This is a genomic window from Blastopirellula marina (genome assembly GCF_002967715.1).
Classification (GTDB): Bacteria; Planctomycetota; Planctomycetia; order Pirellulales; family Pirellulaceae; genus Bremerella; species Bremerella marina_B.
The window spans coordinates 42,395-58,771 of sequence record NZ_PUIA01000016.1 but is presented as its reverse complement, the minus strand read 5'-3'; the positions used below and the strand labels follow the sequence as shown (position 1 = coordinate 58,771).

Sequence of the window (16,377 nt, the reverse complement as noted above, 5' to 3'; positions counted from 1 at the left end):
ATGAAAAAAGCGAGGATGCCAGTGACATCCTCGCTTTGTTTTTTATCAAGCGAATGATCCGGTGATCATTAATACTCAGGAATAACCTGACCGTCCTGACGGTTTGCCAAGCTGACAAGCACTTGGCCAGCAACCGTTTCGGAGATGAACTGGCACGAACCATCGGTCAGAACCGTCAGTACACCGCCTGGGTGAGGCGAGTTCAGCGGAATGGAAACTTCACCGGCGGCACCGTTTGCTGGATTGGTACCATTGTTTGGCGAGTTGATGCCACCGAGGTAAGGCGAGTTGGAGCTGAAAGCAGGGTCAATGTCAATCGTGGTGACATTCTGGGCACTACCAAAGTCACCAGCAGTCGAGTTGTCTTGCCATGCACGACCGTTCCAAGCACCACCGCCAGCGGTACCACCGGCACCGTAGCTGGTGCGGATGTTGGCCGACTGCTTAGTACGGTTAGCATCGTAGAAGTAGTTGCTGCTTTCGCTGATCATCATGGTGTTGCTGGTACCGTCGGTAGCAGCAGCCATGTTGATTGGGCTCGAGCCGTCACCACGGGCCACAACCATACCGTTGTAGTACTGGGACTTCTTGGTCGTGTCGATGTTGACCACGGCAGTGCCGTTCCACTTCTGGGCAGTACCACCGATGCCGGTGTAGCTGGTCAGCTGGAAGTTGTTGTCGATTTCCGGCAGTGGGCTGGATGGACAGTACAGACCATCAACACGCAGCGTGACGAGCACTTCGTTCGTTCCAGCGTTGTCGGCGATGAAAGTACCGTTGTTAAAACCGCTCCAATCAAGTTGATCGTAAGCAGCACCCTGCTCGATAAACGGCAGCAGGCGGACGAAGAACGAAGGTGCCGTACTGCCTGCACCGGTCGCACAAGCATTGAAAGGCATCTTCAAGTAGGTGTCGTGGTAGTTGTGCATTGCCAAGCCGAGTTGCTTCAGTTGGTTGTTGCACTGAATACGACGAGCGGCTTCACGAGCCTGCTGAACGGCGGGCAGAAGCAATGCGATCAGCACACCAATGATGGCAATCACAACAAGCAGTTCCACCAGGGTAAAACCCCGGCGGGCATTCCAAGAATGAGTCACGTACGTCTCCTTCTCTGTTCCCAGAGAGATACAAGAAAATAGAACTGAGATGTGGTAACGAGCCCTCGCGAAACACAATACGAGAACCGGTATTCCGACCCCGAAGGTGATTGCCTTCGTGCCTCTATGGCCGTTCAACCCAGCGTAAAGCAGCGAGATCAATAAGGAATCTTACTGCATAAAATGTGCTGCGTGATTCTTTATACTCCAGTTTCTTATGTTAACGAGTAGCAATCACCTAACTATAAAAAACTAATTTACCTAACAGTCCTGCCACCCCCTCAATGGAGAAGTTCTCTTCCTAAAGGTGCTTGTGCGTACCCACAGAGATGATTGTGAATTCTTGCAAAGGCATTCTCTTCAATATTTGAAAGTTTCGCCTTGCACCCAGGTGGCCAAATTTTGGGCCATTCTGTTTAATCAACCACTATCAATAGACATACACCCAATAACGTCGACAAACTCCCCATTGACAGCAGGCCCCTTCTGCTGCACTCCTCTTTCGGGTAAGCCTGACGAGGGCCAATGACACATCCACCCAGACCGGCAAAACACGCTGTAGTTTATGGCCAATCACGCGCCCTTCGAACCTTTACGATTCAGGCGGATTCCCCTCCTTAAGTCGAGTGCGTTGAGCACACAAAGAGACCACTCTTTCATGAGGCGTACTCATAACGCCTCCCCCCAACCTGGAGACCACCCGAAGGTATTGCAAGGCCGTCTCAGGAGCCTCTCTAAGCATGGGGACGTAGGCCTTCTGTAAAACCCAGTAGCCCACAAACACGATCGCTGCGGCCGGAAGCACACGCACGAAGAAGGGAGTGGCGACGATCGTGGTCGTGCTCAGCGACAGCAGAAAAATAGGAATCAAAAGATACATCACAGCCCCACCAAATAAATCTCGCAGCTCTGCTTCGATCTGGGGCAGGCTCATCGCATCGACCGGTCGCCGATAAGGCTCGTCGGGCTCTGGCACATCGGGAAGAGGCTCTTGTTCTTCAATCATTGGCGATCCATGCGGTTGCGGGTTTCAGGTCGCTTCATCCTAATGTCCAACCACAAGAAATAAAAAGACGCCCTGACCTTCGAAAGCCAGGACGTCTTCGACATGGTTCAGGTATGCATGCTTGGCTATTTTGATGTTAACTCAAAGTCGAACGTATTAGGTCCGAGTTCTACCGTTCGAGTCAATTCACTCTTTTTGTTGTATCGCACGGGAAGCGGGTCCTTGAACGCCGGTCCGCGATAATCGTCCGGCTGAACCGGTGGAACGGTACTTATCGAAACGCGATGTTCGCCAGGCACAACCCCTTTCGTATCACGAATGTAAACCAACTCGTACGAACCATCCTCATTGGTAATCGCAATGGACGGACGCCCCTTGCCCGGCGTGAATGTAACCATGGCACCGGGATAGGGATTGCCATTGAGCGTGACAACGCCGGTTGCTTGGCCCAAGTCCCCATATTCCTGCTTGCCGCAGCCCAGAGACAGCAGCACGAAGGATAACCCCAGGACAGCAGTGACACGCTTCAATTCATAGGTGAACATTCCGCATCTTTCCCCGTCTTTTGTAATAGACGAACTCAGTTAACTAATCTGTATTTGCAATGAATAAAAAGTCAGACACTGCCGCTGGAACCGCGGCAGCGTCTGGGCGACCAACTTAGAACGAACCAAGAACCGCCCCATCTTGTCGATCGGCCAGGCCGGTCAAGATCGAGAAGTCAACGGTTTCGGGCAGAAAGCGTACCGAAGCATCACCCAAGGTGACCAGCACGCCGCCTGGGTGAGCGGAGATTAGCGGAATGTTCGCGTGATAGTTCGCGCCGTTGCCTGTGCCTCCGGTAGTGGCGATCGGATAGCGAATGGTCGTAACGTTCGCTGTCCAGGCATACGTGCTGTCCGTGGTTCCGTCACCGCCATACCAAGAGCGGCCTGCGTGGCCACAGCTTCGACGATTGACTTTGTTACCGCTGGCATCGTAGAAGTAGTCACTCTGTTCGCTCACCATTATCACGTTGGACGTCCCGTCGGTGGCATTCTTCAAACCAATCGAGCGACTCTTCGTGTTCACCGGAACAATCATGCCGCTGTAAACGGAAGTGCCGTAGCTGGTGTTATCTTGCGGAGACGTTGAAACGACATTGGTCGTTCCGCCTCGCCAATACGAACCAGTAATCCCTACGTAGTTCACTAGCTGCAACTCCACGGCACCATTGGCGTTCGTGTTCTGAGTTTCCAATTCCGGCAGTGGGCTAGACGGGCAATTGAACCCGGGAACTCGCAGCTGCCCTAGAACAACCGAATTCGGACTAGGACCATCCTGCATCGAAAAGTCGCCACTGAAAACGATTTGATCATAGGCAGCAGACTGTTCGACGAATGGAAGCAGTCGAATCAACCACGAGCACCCTCGTTGCATGCTGCCAGAACTATCTTGCGGCACCGCGTTATGTGGAAGATTCAAAAATGTATCGTGGTAGTTGTGCAGGGCCAGGCCAAGCTGCTTTTGATGATTGGTGCACTGAATCCGCCGAGCAGCTTCTCGTGCTTGCTGTACCGCGGGAAGCAACAAGGCAATAAGAACACCGATGATGGCAATCACCACCAACAGTTCAACAAGCGTAAATCCGTGGGAGTTCTTCTTCATTGGCAGGCTCACTTCAATGGTCGAGGATTAATGATCGATGGTGTGATTCGTGGCAGGAAGCACAGGCCAATGGCCTGTGCTTGTTTATCGAGGAGGGAGTTGAAACAATCTTGGCAATTAGAATTCGCCGAGAACGTTACCGTCTTGGCGATCGGCAAGACCTGTCAGAATTGCAAAGTCAACGGTCTCAGCGAGAAAGCTGACCGAAGCATCACCCAAGGTGATGAGGACCCCACCGGGGTGAGCGGAGACCAGTGGAATATTCACTTCGTAGTGCTGGGTGTTTCCAACACCCCCTTCGGTTGCAATTGGGTACCGAATGGTCGTGACATTCGCCGTCCAAGTTCCGGCTCCTCCGCCGTTGCCCCACGTGTGCCCCCAATGCCCAGAACTCCGACGATCGATCTTGGTACCCGATGCATTGTAGAAGTAGTCACTTTGCTCACTTACCATCATCGTATTGCTCGTGCCGTCTGTAGCAGACTCCAGGCCAATCGCGTTACTCTTTCCACTCACTGGCACAATCATTCCGTTGTAGACTGAGTCACCGTAACTGCTGTCCTGCGGAGAGGTAGAAACGGTGCTTGTTGTTCCGCCCATGTAGTACGAACCTGTAATACCAACGTAGTTGGTGATCTGAAACTCTACGTTACCGTTGGAATTCGTTCCTCGCGTCTGCAAAACGGGAAGTGGGCTCGAAGGACAGTTGTAACCAGGCACTCGCAATTGATTGATCACTGCGGCATTGGGACTCGGCCCATCCTGCATCGTCCAATCGCCGGAAAATTGAAACTGATCGTACGCGGCATTCTGCTCCATGAAGGGAAGCAATCGAGTCAACCACGAGGGGCCTCGCTGCCGTGGGGTGCTAGAGCTTTGCGGAACAGCGTTGTACGGGAGCTTTCCGAACGTGTCGTGATAATTGTGCAACGCCAACCCCAGTTGCTTCTGGTGATTGGTGCACTGAATACGGCGGGCCGCTTCACGAGCCTGCTGTACGGCTGGCAGCAACAACGCAATCAAGACACCGATGATGGCAATCACCACCAGCAACTCAACCAACGTGAAGCCGTGACGACTTCCCTCATAGCGAGACATGCCTCTACTCCGGAATGAAAGACTGAACAAGAGAACGTAATGGCGCATCCGGTCCCATTAGGGAATGGATCGACATAGCTAGTATTCAAATCTTGTACCCAGGAAGAAAAACATATCCTCAGCTTGAGGATTCCCGCAGTACCATGCCATCACCGCGAATTACCCCTGCACTAACACGGGCCTAGAGGGCGACCATAGCCCATAAATCAAAGACTTATACCAATAGCTTAATAAAAGAGTTTCTTACAGCGACACCTTTTCAGTCCTGTGTGCTCAGGGCGCAAGCACTTTCCATTGGGGTCTGCTCAAAAACAATGCTTCCACGAGATATCATCGAGCACTAGCCATCTATCCGTGGGGATTCCGGTTATTTTCTGCTCAGCAGTCCTGAATCACGGGGGTCAACCACCCAAAAAGGAGTAAGGAAAGATAAGCCCCCCAAAGGCATTGCATGCCGAACCGCAGAAGTTGTGACAATTTGCCTCCTTCTAGGCGGTACCCCCATTCACCGGAATGACCTGACCGGTGATCCAGCCGCTATCTTCACTGGCGAGAAATACGACGACCGGCCCCATGTCTTCCGGCTTCCCAAGCCGTCCGAGAGCCGCCATCTTTCGCATGCGATCGATCTTTTCTTCGTCGTTGTTACCGAGAAATAATTCGGTCTCCGTTGGCCCTGGTGCAACGATATTCGACGTGATCCCGCGGTGCCCTAATTCTTTGGCCAAGCTGCGCGAAAGTTGTTCGATCGCCCCTTTTGTTGCACAGTAGGGACCATAGGTTGGCAGGAACATGCGTGCTGCCGACGAGGAGATAGAGATAACCCGTCCTCCATCCGTCAGGCGGACAGATGCCTTGCGCATGCCATAAAAGGCGCCGTTGACGTTGACCTGCATTAACCGGGCAAATTCCTCATCGGTCGTGTCTTGAATCGTCTTGTAATGCACGACGCCAGCGTTGTTCACCAGGATATCGACTTTACCGAATGTCTCTTCAGCAACGTCAAATAACTTCGTGACATCGGCCGACTGCGCAACATCTGCCTGCACGGCCACAGCCTTGCCGCCAGCCGATTCTATCCGAAAGACAACTTCGTCGGCCGCGTTCTTATTGCTGGCATAGTTAACCACCACGTTCGCCCCGGCAGCCGCGAGACACTCGCAGAGATTGGCCCCAATTCCACGTGAACCACCGGTGACAATCGCGGTCTTGTTTTCCAACTTGCGCATGGCCATTCCTTACTTCGAAACCTTGGGACTTTTACAGAATTAAGAGGGCCTATGGGCAACAAATCAACCCAGGTCGAATGTTTCGTACCCGCCGCATCGAATCACGGCCTGGACGCGAAAGAAGACACTTTCTTCGTAACCCACGGTGTCGTCGGATGGCATGTAGACCTTCATCGGCGGATCGGTATAAAAGCGGAAGAAGCGATCTTGCGGGGGATGAAACCAATCGCGATCAGCCACCAGCATGCCAAATGGCTTTGCCCCGCCTAATTTCCTCATGAAACGCATGATCCCGGACTCCTGGATCTTACCGATCTCTTCGAAACGAAAAGACTGCGTTCCATCAGGCGTTTCCACCTGCAATCCAGTCGGCCACACGGTCACCGAAGTCACGTCAGTAAACCATTCCACACGCGATGGGGTGAACGTGATCTTGAAGTCTGGTTCGTGAGTTTCCTGCTGCACGGCTTCGCGTCCTTCGCCGAGGGCTAATCGATATCCATAGGCACTTCGTCCCAGGGTTCATCACAGAAGAGCCACTCCAAGGCGTGCCGTCGATTGATGATGATGTACGGTCGCAACCGCTTCGGCTTCTTGGGCAGTTCGAGCTGGTGTTCCGTTTCGTGCTGGATTGCCCAGTGAATGCAGTAGGCCAGGTCTAGCTTCGGTGCGATTTCTTCTACCGATCGCAACTGACATTTACTGCGAAAAGCTTCGCTCGAGGCCGAGGCCTTCAAGTTGGGAAACATGGACACCATATCGTTGGTGCATGTCTGATTGAACTCGAGGGTATCATGAACCTGAGCAAGCCAGGCCAGAGTCCAAATGGTCTCGACATGCGGTTGAAACTTTTCGACCGGGCTTTCATCCTTGCTTCGCAGATAGAGCGACTCTTCTGGCGTGACCTTCTCGAGCAGCCCCTCCTGGGCCAGCCATGACCACCCCAACTGCTTGGGAAGACCGAAAGAACATGCTACGCAGGTAAACAGGCACAACATGCGATCGACCAGTTCCTCTTGCGTTCGCTGAATGGCAATATCGCCCAGCAGCGGCAAGTCCGAGTTAACCGGATAGCCCAGCTTCTTGGCCTTGGTCAAGCTAATTCTGCGAACGGTCTCAGGTTCCATAATTCGTTCCATCTTCGGCAATTGAGATAGCAACAGGCATCAGCACACGGCCGATCGTCCGGCCTACGACTTCTGCCCGGTAAAGATCAAGTGCAAGCCTAACCCCACAAACAGGGCACCGGTCACGCGATCAATCCACTGACCAGTCGAGGGACGACCTCGCAGCCAACCACCGACCAAGCCGCTATAGTACCCCAAAAGGGAATAGCTGAGCGTCACCCACAACCAAAAAACGATCCCCAACACCAACAACTGCGACCAAGCCGGCTGGCTAGAGTCGATAAACTGCGGCAGAAATGCCAGAAAGAAGAGCCCCACCTTGGGGTTCAATGCGTTGCACAAAAAGCCCCGCAGGCAAGCCTCACTAAAGCTTTGGCGGGGAACTTGTGCATCCAATGCCATTCCCTCTCCCTTGGCTGGAGCGACTAATGCTCGGGTGCCCAGGTAAATCAAATACGAAGCTCCAGCGTACACGATAAATCGGAACGCCCACGGCGACGTCGCAACGACCGCCGAGATCCCCACTACGGCTAGAAGTGTATGAAAGAGGGTACCCAGGCCGACACCAATCGCAAAACCCATCCCCGCTTGTCGACCGCGACCGACCCCGTAACTCAAGATCCCCAACATATCTGGCCCCGGCGTCACGCTAATCACCAGCATGGCAAACAAAAAGTAGGGAAGCAATTCAATCGGAGGCATGCAGCGAGTTCTCTCAAGGAAACAGCGGGAAACCAATGAGCCAGCAAAGATTCCTAGCCCAATCAGTCACCTACGACAAGACATCTAACCTAAAAGTTCACAGGCATCGGCCACTTGGCTAATCACTCTGCACGACTCTCTTCAGATAGGCTTTGAGCTGCCGCTCCATTTGCGAGATCCGATCATCATGCCTCGATTCGTTGGCCACGTTATTCGCTTCGATCGCGTCGGAATTCAGATCGTAGAGTTCGCGAAAGACCTGACCATTACCCAAGTCGGTCTCGATATACTTCCAACGGGCATCACGCACGGCCCACAGAGGTTTGCTTCCCAACTGCGGCGTCGGAGCCTCATAGAGGAAACTCGTTCGCCAGTCGCTAATTGTTTTTCCTTGGACGATCGGCAATACGCTGCGCCCATGTAGCGACCTTGGTACTTCCAGCCCGGCCAACTCGTAGATCATCGCGGTCAAGTCGATGTTCAGCACCAGTTCACTGCGAACCTGGGGCTGTTGGCCGGGGCCGACAACGGCCATGGGAACACGCATCGATTCTTCGTAGGCAAGAACCTTGCTGGTGAAGCCATGTTCCCCCAGCATCCAGCCGTTGTCTCCCATCAATATGATCCACGTACTTTCACGCAGGCCACGCCGCTCGAGCTCGTCCAGGAACTTCCCAACAGCCGCATCCATTTGCTGAACGCTCGCGTAATAGTCGCGTGTGTGCTTGCGGATATTCTCTGGGTCGTCGTAACCGTACGACAGAGCCTGGGTGCGGCTGCGTGACATCGCCAGATATTTTGGCTTTCCTTCCAGGTCATCGTTCCACGTTGCTGCCAGCGGCATAGATCCGACTATGTACTGATCCTTGTACTCCTGCTTTGCCGGCCAGGTATGCTTGTGGTCCATATGTGGAACCTGCGTGCAGAGCCAAAGTGCAAACGGCTTGTTGGCCTCGGCGGCTTGATCGAGAAAACGCAGCGATTGTTCAACTGCGACGTCGTCGACGAAGCCAGGCATCACTTGCTTCTTTCCATCAATCATAAACTCGCGGTTGTACCACGTACCGTTCGACCAGCACGTCGAAGCAAAGTCGAAGCCGCAATCGCGCGGTGAATTTCCCAGATGCCATTTACCCGCCACACCAGTTGCATAGCCTGCCTCCTTGAGGGCACGGGCGAAGGTCGGTTCCCCTTTCTTCAGCGAAGCATGCCCAACCGCAGTCACCCCGTTGCGACTACCATAGCGTCCCGTCAAACAGGCGGCCCTGCTAGGCGAGCATATGGCCAGCGTCACGAACGCGTTCTCAAACCGCGTGCCTGCCTGGCACAGCTTATCGAGATTGGGTGTTCTGATCTGCTCGTTACCGGCGGAAGTGAGCCCGTCCCAGCGGTGATCGTCGGTGAGGATAAAGACAATATTGGGCTTGGTATTCTCTGCACGCAGGTGCGTCGAAGCCAGACAGCAAATTGCCAAAGCGGCTAGGTGAAGAATGGAAGGTCGCATGATTTCACAGGGAAAGTACGCAGAGTTCGAGACACGAATTCAGTAGTCAATATAATACGAGAGCCCAACCTTGCCGAATTGGACATGACTGCATCTATAAAACGGAACCCACTTTTGACTGAATATCGAGTCATCATCCCGGAAGAAGAATGGTCGCTGCTGGAATTCCAACAGGAAAGCCTTCCAGGCGTGGCCGTGATCAATAGAGCACTTCGCAGCTTCGAGCCGAAGATAGTATTTGCCTGGCACTTGTCGCTGCTGCTGAACTTTGAAGACTTAATCGACAACGGAATGCCGTCGCAATTAGAACGTGAAATCGTCGATCCCTTCTGCGAGCGTCTAAATGAAGAAATCCGTGGAAAGGACAAGCAGAGACCGAATGCTTTGTTCCTGGCCAGAATCACGTGGAATGGAACCCGCGAACTAATCTGGCGGGTGTTCGATCCGGAACTCCCTCACGCTTACCTCCAGGACCTCATCAACTCAGCCCCGCCGGAGTACCCTCGGCCCTTCGACTATCGAATGGACGAAGATCCCGAGTGGAAACTGGCACAGTGGCACCTGAGCCACAACGAAGATTAGTCGAGCCCCGAGGCCTCTCATGTCGATCTCGCCCGAACTCTTCCAGCCTTACAATAAGCAGATCGCCGAGGCTCTCGGGCTTTCCGAATTACGCAATGGCAGTTGGAGAGTTCAGAACACAGACGGCCATTCGTTAGTCTATTTTTGGCAAGCCGCGGTCATGCCTACGTTTCGTGGTATGAGTATACTGACGGTCATTCATACACAGCGGCTGAGTGATTCGGATCCCGTGAATTCAGGCAAGTGGAAAGGCGCCTTTGCATTGCCCAACAGCAAGTTGCAAACGCTGGAAGAAATCGCGGTCGCATCCATCCCGCACGATGTCCTTTGGGCGGAACTTAATCAAGTTGACTTCACCGAGAACATCGTTACCTCCTCTCGCGACGGCATCGGATATCATCTTGCGACCACCACCAACGACTTCAGTGCCGAGTTCAACTTTAGCAACCCTGAGTCGGCGTGGCTGAAACGAGTCGAGCGGGCACTGCTTTATCAATTGCAACGCATCGCGATGACTTCTCAGAGTTTGGCCGCGCATGAATATTTAGCGATGTGGAAAGAATACGTTGAACGATAGGAATTTAAATCTCCATGTCCAATACCACAAAGCCCGACAACCAATCGAATACGCTGCTTGATTCTGTTCTCAGCGAAGAAGGAGATCGCTCGTTCCGCGCGGTAGATAATCCCTCACCGCAGCAGCCCTACAAAACATCTTCGGACACCAAAGGCCTTATGATCCTGATGGTGATCGGCGGAGTCCTGACCATGGGAATCTTGCTACTAACACTTCCCGAATGGGCCCTCCCCTTTGTGCTCGGCGGATTCGCGGGCCTATTCATTGCTGTGAAGCTTGTGCTGGAAGTGCGACAGCTGCTGCGTAAGAGATAAACGGACAAGTCGGAATCAGTCGTCCGTGTTAATGCCAGCCCCAATCAAGAGACAAGTGGCTTCCGTGCCACTTGACCCGGGTATGCCGGCGGGTGGTGGCAGCAGGGTTACTACTATCATTACGAAAAACGGGTGCCGGGTCGACTTTTTTGAAAGTCATCCCGGCACCCGAATATGGTAAATCGACCTTTGCCTGGGTCGTTACTTGCAAGTTCGCATGGCTTCAAAACCGGACTGGGTCAGGCTGTAAGCGCCTTTGAACGATTCAGGAACCAAGTATTCCCTTTTGACCAGCTTGGTGAGTGAATTCTTGTGAGTGGCCAACATCGGCCCGGTGAAGCAGAGCATTCGGCCTGGATCCATCAAATACTGGCGGAACGTTCTGAGGACTTTCTTTTCGCCTTCGGTCAGCATGGGAAGCTCCTATGAGAAGGAATCGAAGAGCTCAGCCTCCTGCTATTAAATTGGCGACTTTTTCCGTAAAGTCGAGGTTGCTGATGCCATGCGATCGTCAGACGCATCTAACAATTGCGGGCAGGAAAAAAGAACGCCTTACGTCCGAGAAAGCTTCGTGCTTCTGGTAAGAAAGCGCCAGTTTTTCCACAGCAACTAGTATCGTACCATTTTTCACACGCAGATACCAGTACCCCAAAAGGATGGCAACCCAGTCCTTGGGGGCAATACGGTGAGAATGCCTACTTAAGCTTCTCGTTTTCGTGGTGACGGGTCGCGTCGCGTCGGGTTTTCTTTTCGAGATTTCGCCGGAGGGCCTCGGTCAGGTCGACACCTGTTTGATTGGCCAGGCAGATCACTACGAACAACACGTCGGCAAGTTCATCCGAAAGCTCGACCTTCTTGTCCGACGCTTTGAAGCTTTGTTCGCCGTAGGTTCGCGAAATGACGCGGGCCACCTCACCCACCTCTTCCATCAACTGGGCCAGGTTGGTGAGTTCCGAGAAGTATCTTACGCCGATCGTTTGGATCCACTGGTCGACGTCGTCTTGGGCCTGGCGAAGCGTCAGAGGGTTTTCGGTCTGTGTCACGGGGCAATCAATTTCGCAAAGGTTTTTTGAGCGTATTCTCGGCCGATTGTGTGGGCCTCGACCGCGCCGGCCGTATTGGGTGTCTTTCCTTCGACCGCTTGCTCTAAGACCAACAGGGGCGGTGTCTCAAGGTCCAATAGCATCTCGGCCAGTTGATCGTAATCGATGTCACCGGAACCGAATGCTTCGTCCCAGATCCCGTCGTGTGATTGACGCAGATGCAACTCGACGATCCGATCTTTGTACAGTCGCACCACATCGAACACAGCCACCTCCGAGTTACCGCACCCGCGAAAGATCCAATGGGCATCTAAACAGAATTTGACGTTGTCGGGGTCGGTCGAAGCCAACATGTGATGCAGTTCACGAGCCCCCTCGCGCAGTTCGATATCGTGGTTATGATACGCCAACTGCTGCCCCTGTTTTCGCAACTGAGCTCCGAGCAGATCAAGAGCATTGGCCTGGGTTCTCAGTTGCTTGTCGGATTTGTTCTGACTGCCGCCCCATTGAATGGGACTTGGATTGGTCACGATGATCCGCGTGCCGCAAGCTTCTTTCGCAGTCGCAGCAATATCGAGAACCGACTGAATACTCGCGGCGGCCTGGCCAGGATCGTGCAGCGTGCTGTTGACGTACAGCGACTCGACTTTCAGGTCATGCTGCTTGGCCGCGTCAGCGATTGCTTTCATCTGCTGCGGCGAGCCAGCGATCGGCTCGTAACCCACTAGGCCGCACGATTTCACTTCGGCCAACAGCGCGTTCAAATCTCCAGCATCGCGGTTACTGCGGCGATAGAACGTCCCCCAGGGATACTGCTGCGTGAAGATCGGCACGCTGGCCGCTTCAGCCGCATGCAGCAGCGACGAGGTGGCAAGAAACGGAGAACAAGCTGCCAGGACGGCAGCTTGCTTCGTGAATGCACGGCGACTGAGCATAGGCTTCTCAATCTTGATGGGGGTAGGCTGGCGAATTAAGGAACCATGCCGCCAGGAACGCCTTTGACGACAATCGCCACGGCGTCGTGCGGGTGCAGGCTTTCGAAGTGGCTGGCTTGAATGCGGTAGTCGATCACGCCTGGCATCGGGTCGATGGCCGATTTCATACGACGTGCTGCGTCTTCGCAGAACATAAGGTTCTCGCCGTTCAGGCGGGCAAACTCTTGCTCGTCGGCTCGCTTTACGGCAGCTTGAACCGCCGTATTCAAAACGCCTTCGACGCGTTGAATGATTTCGTCGATCGGCAGGTCTTCGCGCGTGTCATCCAGGTCGACGGTGATATCGGCATGGCTTCGCTGGCTATGCGGAACCGCAATCAACGTGTTGTTTGAGCCGAGCCAATTCAGCACGGTCGCGGCGCTCATCCAGTTGTGACCGTAGAACTGCTCTTCAAACTGCTGCTGCAGCAACTGTCGCGACAAAGCCGCCGAACACGGGCAAGCACTCGAATAAGTCAGCCGCACGTGAACGCGATACTTGACCGAGTCTCCCTGCTTCAAAGCCTCGATCTGGATCGGATAGCTTCGCCAGGCGGTGTTGTCCGACAGGAGCGAGGCCCGCTGGATCATATGTTCGAACGAGAACTGCAGGTAAGCCGACTGGCTCATTTCGCTGTGCGTTTCCAGGAAGCGACCAAGAATGCGTTCGATCTGCTTGCGCGAAAACTCGGTGTGCAGTTCATTCTGTAGGCTCAGGTAGAGCCGCGACATGTGGATGCCCTTGGTCGCCGGGTCGTCGAGACTGACGTAGGCATCAACCTTAGCAGGCGTACGCATCAGGACATCGTCTTCGCCGCGAACGAGAATCGCAACTTCGATGCCCGACATACCAACGCGATTGATCGGCGACAGAAACTGCGGAGCCGTGTCGTTCGCGACATCAGGCAGCAATCTTGGTGACGTATCCATTGCCAATGGGCGAGTCACTTCGGAAGCCAGTGGGGTGGCCGAAGTCGATTGCGATGATGTGGGCGAGTCGGTGGACATCTACGTTTCCTTAGCGGAGTATATTCGTGTGCGGTCGGAGTTTTCCTAGCGTAGGACCGGGAAATTCCAGTCCGGGCAACCGCAAAATGTTCGGAGTTCGCACAGATGGCAACCTCTGCTGGGCGGGGCCCTATCATAACCGATTCCCGGTTACCCATGTTAGGATGCCACCCCCAACCAGAGCGTTACAGGCAACTTATGCTGCCCCGCGAGGGAAAACTGAGTACACTAAGTAGTATTCCAGCCTTCACTTACTATTGTTGCCTGCGGTGTGGCTGGGCTCAACAATTGCTTTCGTGGCCGAGCACCTGAATTGTCGATAACTTATTTATTGACAATCGTTTCCAACCAGTTGCAAAAGTCAATCCACCCCCCGATAACCCCACGAACAAGATCGCAATTATGACTGCTACGGGTTCGCTCGGAGATTTCCCACATTACCGCCCTCGCCGGAACCGGCAAACCGAATGGTCGCGGCGGCTCGTGCGAGAAAACCATCTGACCGTCGACGATCTGATTTGGCCCATCTTCGTTCAGCCAGGCAAAGCCACACGTACGCCGATCTCTTCCCTGCCAAGCGTCGACCGCGTGACGATCGATCTCGCCGCGGAAGAAGCCCAACGTGCCGAGGAACTTGGCATTCCGGTGATCGCCCTGTTTCCGGCGACACCAAGCGAACTGAAGACACCTCAGTGCCAGGAAGCGATCAACCCCGATAACTTGGTTTGCCAGTCGGTTCGAGCAATCAAACAACTAGGTTTGACCGTCGGCATCTTGTGCGACGTCGCACTCGACCCATATTCCAGCCACGGGCAAGATGGCCTGGTCAAAGATGGCTATGTGGTCAACGACGAAACGGTCGAGATGCTGTGCCAGCAATCGATCGTCCAGGCCCAGGCCGGCTGCGACATCATCGCCCCCAGCGACATGATGGACGGACGCATCGGTGCCATTCGCAAGGCGCTCGATCACGACGGCTACCAACACGTGCAAATCATGTCGTACGCGGCCAAGTATGCTTCGGCCTTCTATGGTCCTTTCCGCGATGCGGTGGGGTCCTCTGGCAATCTTGGCAGCGGCGACAAAAAGACCTACCAAATGGACCCGGCCAATACCGACGAGGCGCTGCGTGAAGTAGCACTCGACATTAAGGAAGGGGCCGACATGGTGATGGTCAAACCCGGGATGCCGTACCTCGACATCGTGCAGCGTGTGAAGGAAACCTTCGGCCAGCCTACATACGTCTACCAGGTCTCAGGCGAGTACGCCATGCTGCACGCCGCCGCCGGCAACGGCTGGCTCGACCTCGACAAGACGATGCTCGAAAGCTTAACGGCATTTAAACGCGCGGGTGCCGATGGCATACTTACTTACTTCGCCCCTAAAGCAGCGGAAATGCTGAAGAAGGGCTAATCCTTTACCAACCCACGATAGGAACTCGCGCAGCATTGTCCCACGTCCTTGCTTCGTGGAGTTTCTAGATTTAGGCTAAATGAGGTTCTCTGGCTTTTCGCATTGCGGTCAGAGAACCTTCATCAGACGATCAGGTCGACCCTATGTCCTACACCCCAGTTCAACTGTTAGAGAATTGGATTCTGCGTCAGGCTTCCGATTCCGGCCAGGCATGGCTCGATACGCAGCGTGAAGCAGTCGCCACCGGCGATCTCAAATCGCTGTACATGGCCTTTGGCTTTGCTCCGCGAAAGATCGGCAAAGCCGATCTTCAGCTGACCGAGCGCGACTATAACGATGCTGCCGAGGCCCGGCCCGGTTGGATGCCGCATACCTGGACGATCGACCAGGCAGCTCGCGTGCTCCTGCTGATGTCCCTTCCTGCGGAAGACGACGCCGCGTTTTTTGTCACGCTGGAGAAGCTGTTCCAAACGGCAGAGATTCGCGAACAGATTTGCCTGTACCAGTCCCTGCAACTGCTGCCACACCAAGAGCTTTTCGACGACCGCTTATCCGAAGGCACTCGCACCAACGTCAAGTCAATCTTCGAGTCGATCGCACACCACAATCCGCTGCCGATGGAACTGATGTCGGAGCAGGCCTGGAATCAGATGGTTCTTAAGGCGCTGTTCATTGGTACGGCACTCGACCCAATCGAAGGGCTCGATCGTCGCGTGAATCCGGAACTGGCACGCATGCTGATCGACTTTGCCCACGAACGCCGCGCGGCGAAGCGACCGATTCCCGTAGAGTTGTGGCGAGTGGCCGCCCCGTTTGCCGATGAAATAGCATTAGAAGACATGAAAGCACTATATGCTTCCGGCGAACAGCTCGAACAATCGGCCATCGCGTTGGCCCTGGTTTCGACCGCTTCAGACGAGGCCGACGACATCCTGAAAACCAATCCTGAAATCGCCAAGCGAGCCGAAAGCGGCGAAATCACTTGGCGTGATATCGCTCAGCAAGCGTACTAGCATAGACATGCTACCGCTGGCTGAGTTGCTGATAACTGAACACT

19 protein-coding genes are annotated in these 16,377 nt (G+C 54.1%); 5 read left to right on the top strand and 14 right to left on the bottom strand.

Annotation, left to right across the window (positions count from 1 at the left end; genetic code table 11):
* Positions 1–68: 68 nt before the first annotated feature.
* From C5Y96_RS02250 to C5Y96_RS02205, 10 genes are all read right to left on the bottom strand, one after another.
* Positions 69–1,097 carry a DUF1559 domain-containing protein gene (locus C5Y96_RS02250; RefSeq protein ID WP_158261047.1) on the bottom strand — a complete coding sequence of 343 codons (1,029 nt, stop codon included), beginning with the start codon at positions 1,095–1,097 and terminating at the stop codon, positions 69–71.
* 592 nt (positions 1,098–1,689) lie between these two features.
* Positions 1,690–2,103: a hypothetical protein gene (locus tag C5Y96_RS02245; RefSeq protein WP_105349923.1), complete on the bottom strand. Its 414-nt coding sequence runs from the start codon at positions 2,101–2,103 to the stop codon at positions 1,690–1,692.
* Between the two features lie 125 nt (positions 2,104–2,228).
* Entirely contained in the window at positions 2,229–2,648 is a 420-nt protein-coding gene (locus tag C5Y96_RS02240) for a carboxypeptidase regulatory-like domain-containing protein (RefSeq protein WP_105349922.1), read from the bottom strand.
* A gap of 115 nt (positions 2,649–2,763) precedes the next feature.
* Positions 2,764–3,750, bottom strand: coding sequence for a DUF1559 domain-containing protein (locus C5Y96_RS02235; protein WP_105349921.1), 987 nt, complete (start codon positions 3,748–3,750; stop codon positions 2,764–2,766).
* A gap of 117 nt (positions 3,751–3,867) precedes the next feature.
* A complete protein-coding gene (locus C5Y96_RS02230) occupies positions 3,868–4,848 on the bottom strand; it encodes a DUF1559 domain-containing protein (RefSeq protein WP_105349920.1) in 981 nt (326 codons plus the stop codon).
* Between the two features lie 488 nt (positions 4,849–5,336).
* Entirely contained in the window at positions 5,337–6,077 is a 741-nt protein-coding gene (locus tag C5Y96_RS02225; protein ID WP_105350877.1) for an SDR family oxidoreductase, read from the bottom strand.
* Positions 6,078–6,140: 63 nt separating this feature from the next.
* Positions 6,141–6,542, bottom strand: a complete 402-nt coding sequence (locus tag C5Y96_RS02220; RefSeq protein WP_105349919.1) for a hypothetical protein — start codon at positions 6,540–6,542, stop codon at positions 6,141–6,143.
* A 23-nt stretch (positions 6,543–6,565) separates the two neighbouring features.
* Positions 6,566–7,204: a DUF4272 domain-containing protein gene (locus C5Y96_RS02215; RefSeq protein ID WP_158261046.1), complete on the bottom strand. Its 639-nt coding sequence runs from the start codon at positions 7,202–7,204 to the stop codon at positions 6,566–6,568.
* A gap of 63 nt (positions 7,205–7,267) precedes the next feature.
* Positions 7,268–7,906: a LysE family translocator gene (locus tag C5Y96_RS02210; protein ID WP_105349917.1), complete on the bottom strand. Its 639-nt coding sequence runs from the start codon at positions 7,904–7,906 to the stop codon at positions 7,268–7,270.
* 118 nt (positions 7,907–8,024) lie between these two features.
* Complete coding sequence (locus C5Y96_RS02205; RefSeq protein ID WP_105349916.1) at positions 8,025–9,410, bottom strand: sulfatase-like hydrolase/transferase; 1,386 nt, start codon at positions 9,408–9,410, stop codon at positions 8,025–8,027.
* Positions 9,411–9,524: 114 nt separating this feature from the next.
* Here C5Y96_RS02205 and C5Y96_RS02200 point away from each other — a divergent pair, with 114 nt between their 5' ends.
* The 3 genes from C5Y96_RS02200 to C5Y96_RS02190 are packed head-to-tail and all read left to right on the top strand — an operon-like array spanning position 9,525 to position 10,883.
* Positions 9,525–9,992 carry a DUF695 domain-containing protein gene (locus tag C5Y96_RS02200; RefSeq protein ID WP_199188618.1) on the top strand — a complete coding sequence of 156 codons (468 nt, stop codon included), beginning with the start codon at positions 9,525–9,527 and terminating at the stop codon, positions 9,990–9,992.
* 19 nt (positions 9,993–10,011) lie between these two features.
* A complete protein-coding gene (locus tag C5Y96_RS02195) occupies positions 10,012–10,569 on the top strand; it encodes a hypothetical protein (protein ID WP_105349914.1) in 558 nt (185 codons plus the stop codon).
* A gap of 14 nt (positions 10,570–10,583) precedes the next feature.
* Complete coding sequence (locus C5Y96_RS02190; RefSeq protein ID WP_105349913.1) at positions 10,584–10,883, top strand: hypothetical protein; 300 nt, start codon at positions 10,584–10,586, stop codon at positions 10,881–10,883.
* 201 nt (positions 10,884–11,084) lie between these two features.
* On the opposite strand, the gene C5Y96_RS02185 is transcribed toward C5Y96_RS02190, so the two are convergent.
* The 4 genes from C5Y96_RS02185 to folE2 form a co-directional block, all read right to left on the bottom strand.
* Entirely contained in the window at positions 11,085–11,297 is a 213-nt protein-coding gene (locus C5Y96_RS02185; RefSeq protein WP_105349912.1) for a hypothetical protein, read from the bottom strand.
* A gap of 281 nt (positions 11,298–11,578) precedes the next feature.
* Complete coding sequence (locus C5Y96_RS02180) at positions 11,579–11,926, bottom strand: nucleotide pyrophosphohydrolase (RefSeq protein WP_233198729.1); 348 nt, start codon at positions 11,924–11,926, stop codon at positions 11,579–11,581.
* Positions 11,923–12,861, bottom strand: coding sequence for a sugar phosphate isomerase/epimerase family protein (locus tag C5Y96_RS02175; RefSeq protein WP_105349911.1), 939 nt, complete (start codon positions 12,859–12,861; stop codon positions 11,923–11,925). Before C5Y96_RS02175 ends, C5Y96_RS02180 begins: the two co-directional genes overlap by 4 nt.
* Positions 12,862–12,896: 35 nt before the next feature.
* Positions 12,897–13,907: a GTP cyclohydrolase FolE2 gene (folE2, locus tag C5Y96_RS02170; RefSeq protein WP_233198728.1), complete on the bottom strand. Its 1,011-nt coding sequence runs from the start codon at positions 13,905–13,907 to the stop codon at positions 12,897–12,899.
* 402 nt (positions 13,908–14,309) lie between these two features.
* On the opposite strand from folE2, the gene hemB reads away from it, so the two are divergent.
* Positions 14,310–15,320 carry a porphobilinogen synthase gene (hemB, locus tag C5Y96_RS02165; RefSeq protein WP_105349910.1) on the top strand — a complete coding sequence of 337 codons (1,011 nt, stop codon included), beginning with the start codon at positions 14,310–14,312 and terminating at the stop codon, positions 15,318–15,320.
* Positions 15,321–15,463: 143 nt separating this feature from the next.
* On the top strand, positions 15,464–16,333 hold the full coding sequence (locus tag C5Y96_RS02160; protein ID WP_105349909.1) for an EboA domain-containing protein: 870 nt from the start codon (positions 15,464–15,466) through the stop codon (positions 16,331–16,333).
* Positions 16,334–16,377: the final 44 nt, after the last annotated feature.

Coding starts and splice junctions, on each gene's coding strand:
- C5Y96_RS02245 (WP_105349923.1), bottom strand. CDS start 2,103: ATGATTGAAGAACAAGAGCCTCTTCCCGATGTGCCAGAGCCCGACGAG.
- C5Y96_RS02240 (WP_105349922.1), bottom strand. CDS start 2,648: ATGTTCACCTATGAATTGAAGCGTGTCACTGCTGTCCTGGGGTTATCC.
- C5Y96_RS02235 (WP_105349921.1), bottom strand. CDS start 3,750: ATGAAGAAGAACTCCCACGGATTTACGCTTGTTGAACTGTTGGTGGTG.
- C5Y96_RS02230 (WP_105349920.1), bottom strand. CDS start 4,848: ATGTCTCGCTATGAGGGAAGTCGTCACGGCTTCACGTTGGTTGAGTTG.
- C5Y96_RS02225 (WP_105350877.1), bottom strand. CDS start 6,077: ATGCGCAAGTTGGAAAACAAGACCGCGATTGTCACCGGTGGTTCACGT.
- C5Y96_RS02215 (WP_158261046.1), bottom strand. CDS start 7,204: ATGGAACCTGAGACCGTTCGCAGAATTAGCTTGACCAAGGCCAAGAAG.
- C5Y96_RS02210 (WP_105349917.1), bottom strand. CDS start 7,906: ATGCCTCCGATTGAATTGCTTCCCTACTTTTTGTTTGCCATGCTGGTG.
- C5Y96_RS02205 (WP_105349916.1), bottom strand. CDS start 9,410: ATGCGACCTTCCATTCTTCACCTAGCCGCTTTGGCAATTTGCTGTCTG.
- C5Y96_RS02195 (WP_105349914.1), top strand. CDS start 10,012: ATGTCGATCTCGCCCGAACTCTTCCAGCCTTACAATAAGCAGATCGCC.
- C5Y96_RS02190 (WP_105349913.1), top strand. CDS start 10,584: ATGTCCAATACCACAAAGCCCGACAACCAATCGAATACGCTGCTTGAT.
- C5Y96_RS02185 (WP_105349912.1), bottom strand. CDS start 11,297: ATGCTGACCGAAGGCGAAAAGAAAGTCCTCAGAACGTTCCGCCAGTAT.
- C5Y96_RS02175 (WP_105349911.1), bottom strand. CDS start 12,861: ATGCTCAGTCGCCGTGCATTCACGAAGCAAGCTGCCGTCCTGGCAGCT.
- folE2 (WP_233198728.1), bottom strand. CDS start 13,907: ATGTCCACCGACTCGCCCACATCATCGCAATCGACTTCGGCCACCCCA.
- hemB (WP_105349910.1), top strand. CDS start 14,310: ATGACTGCTACGGGTTCGCTCGGAGATTTCCCACATTACCGCCCTCGC.
- C5Y96_RS02160 (WP_105349909.1), top strand. CDS start 15,464: ATGTCCTACACCCCAGTTCAACTGTTAGAGAATTGGATTCTGCGTCAG.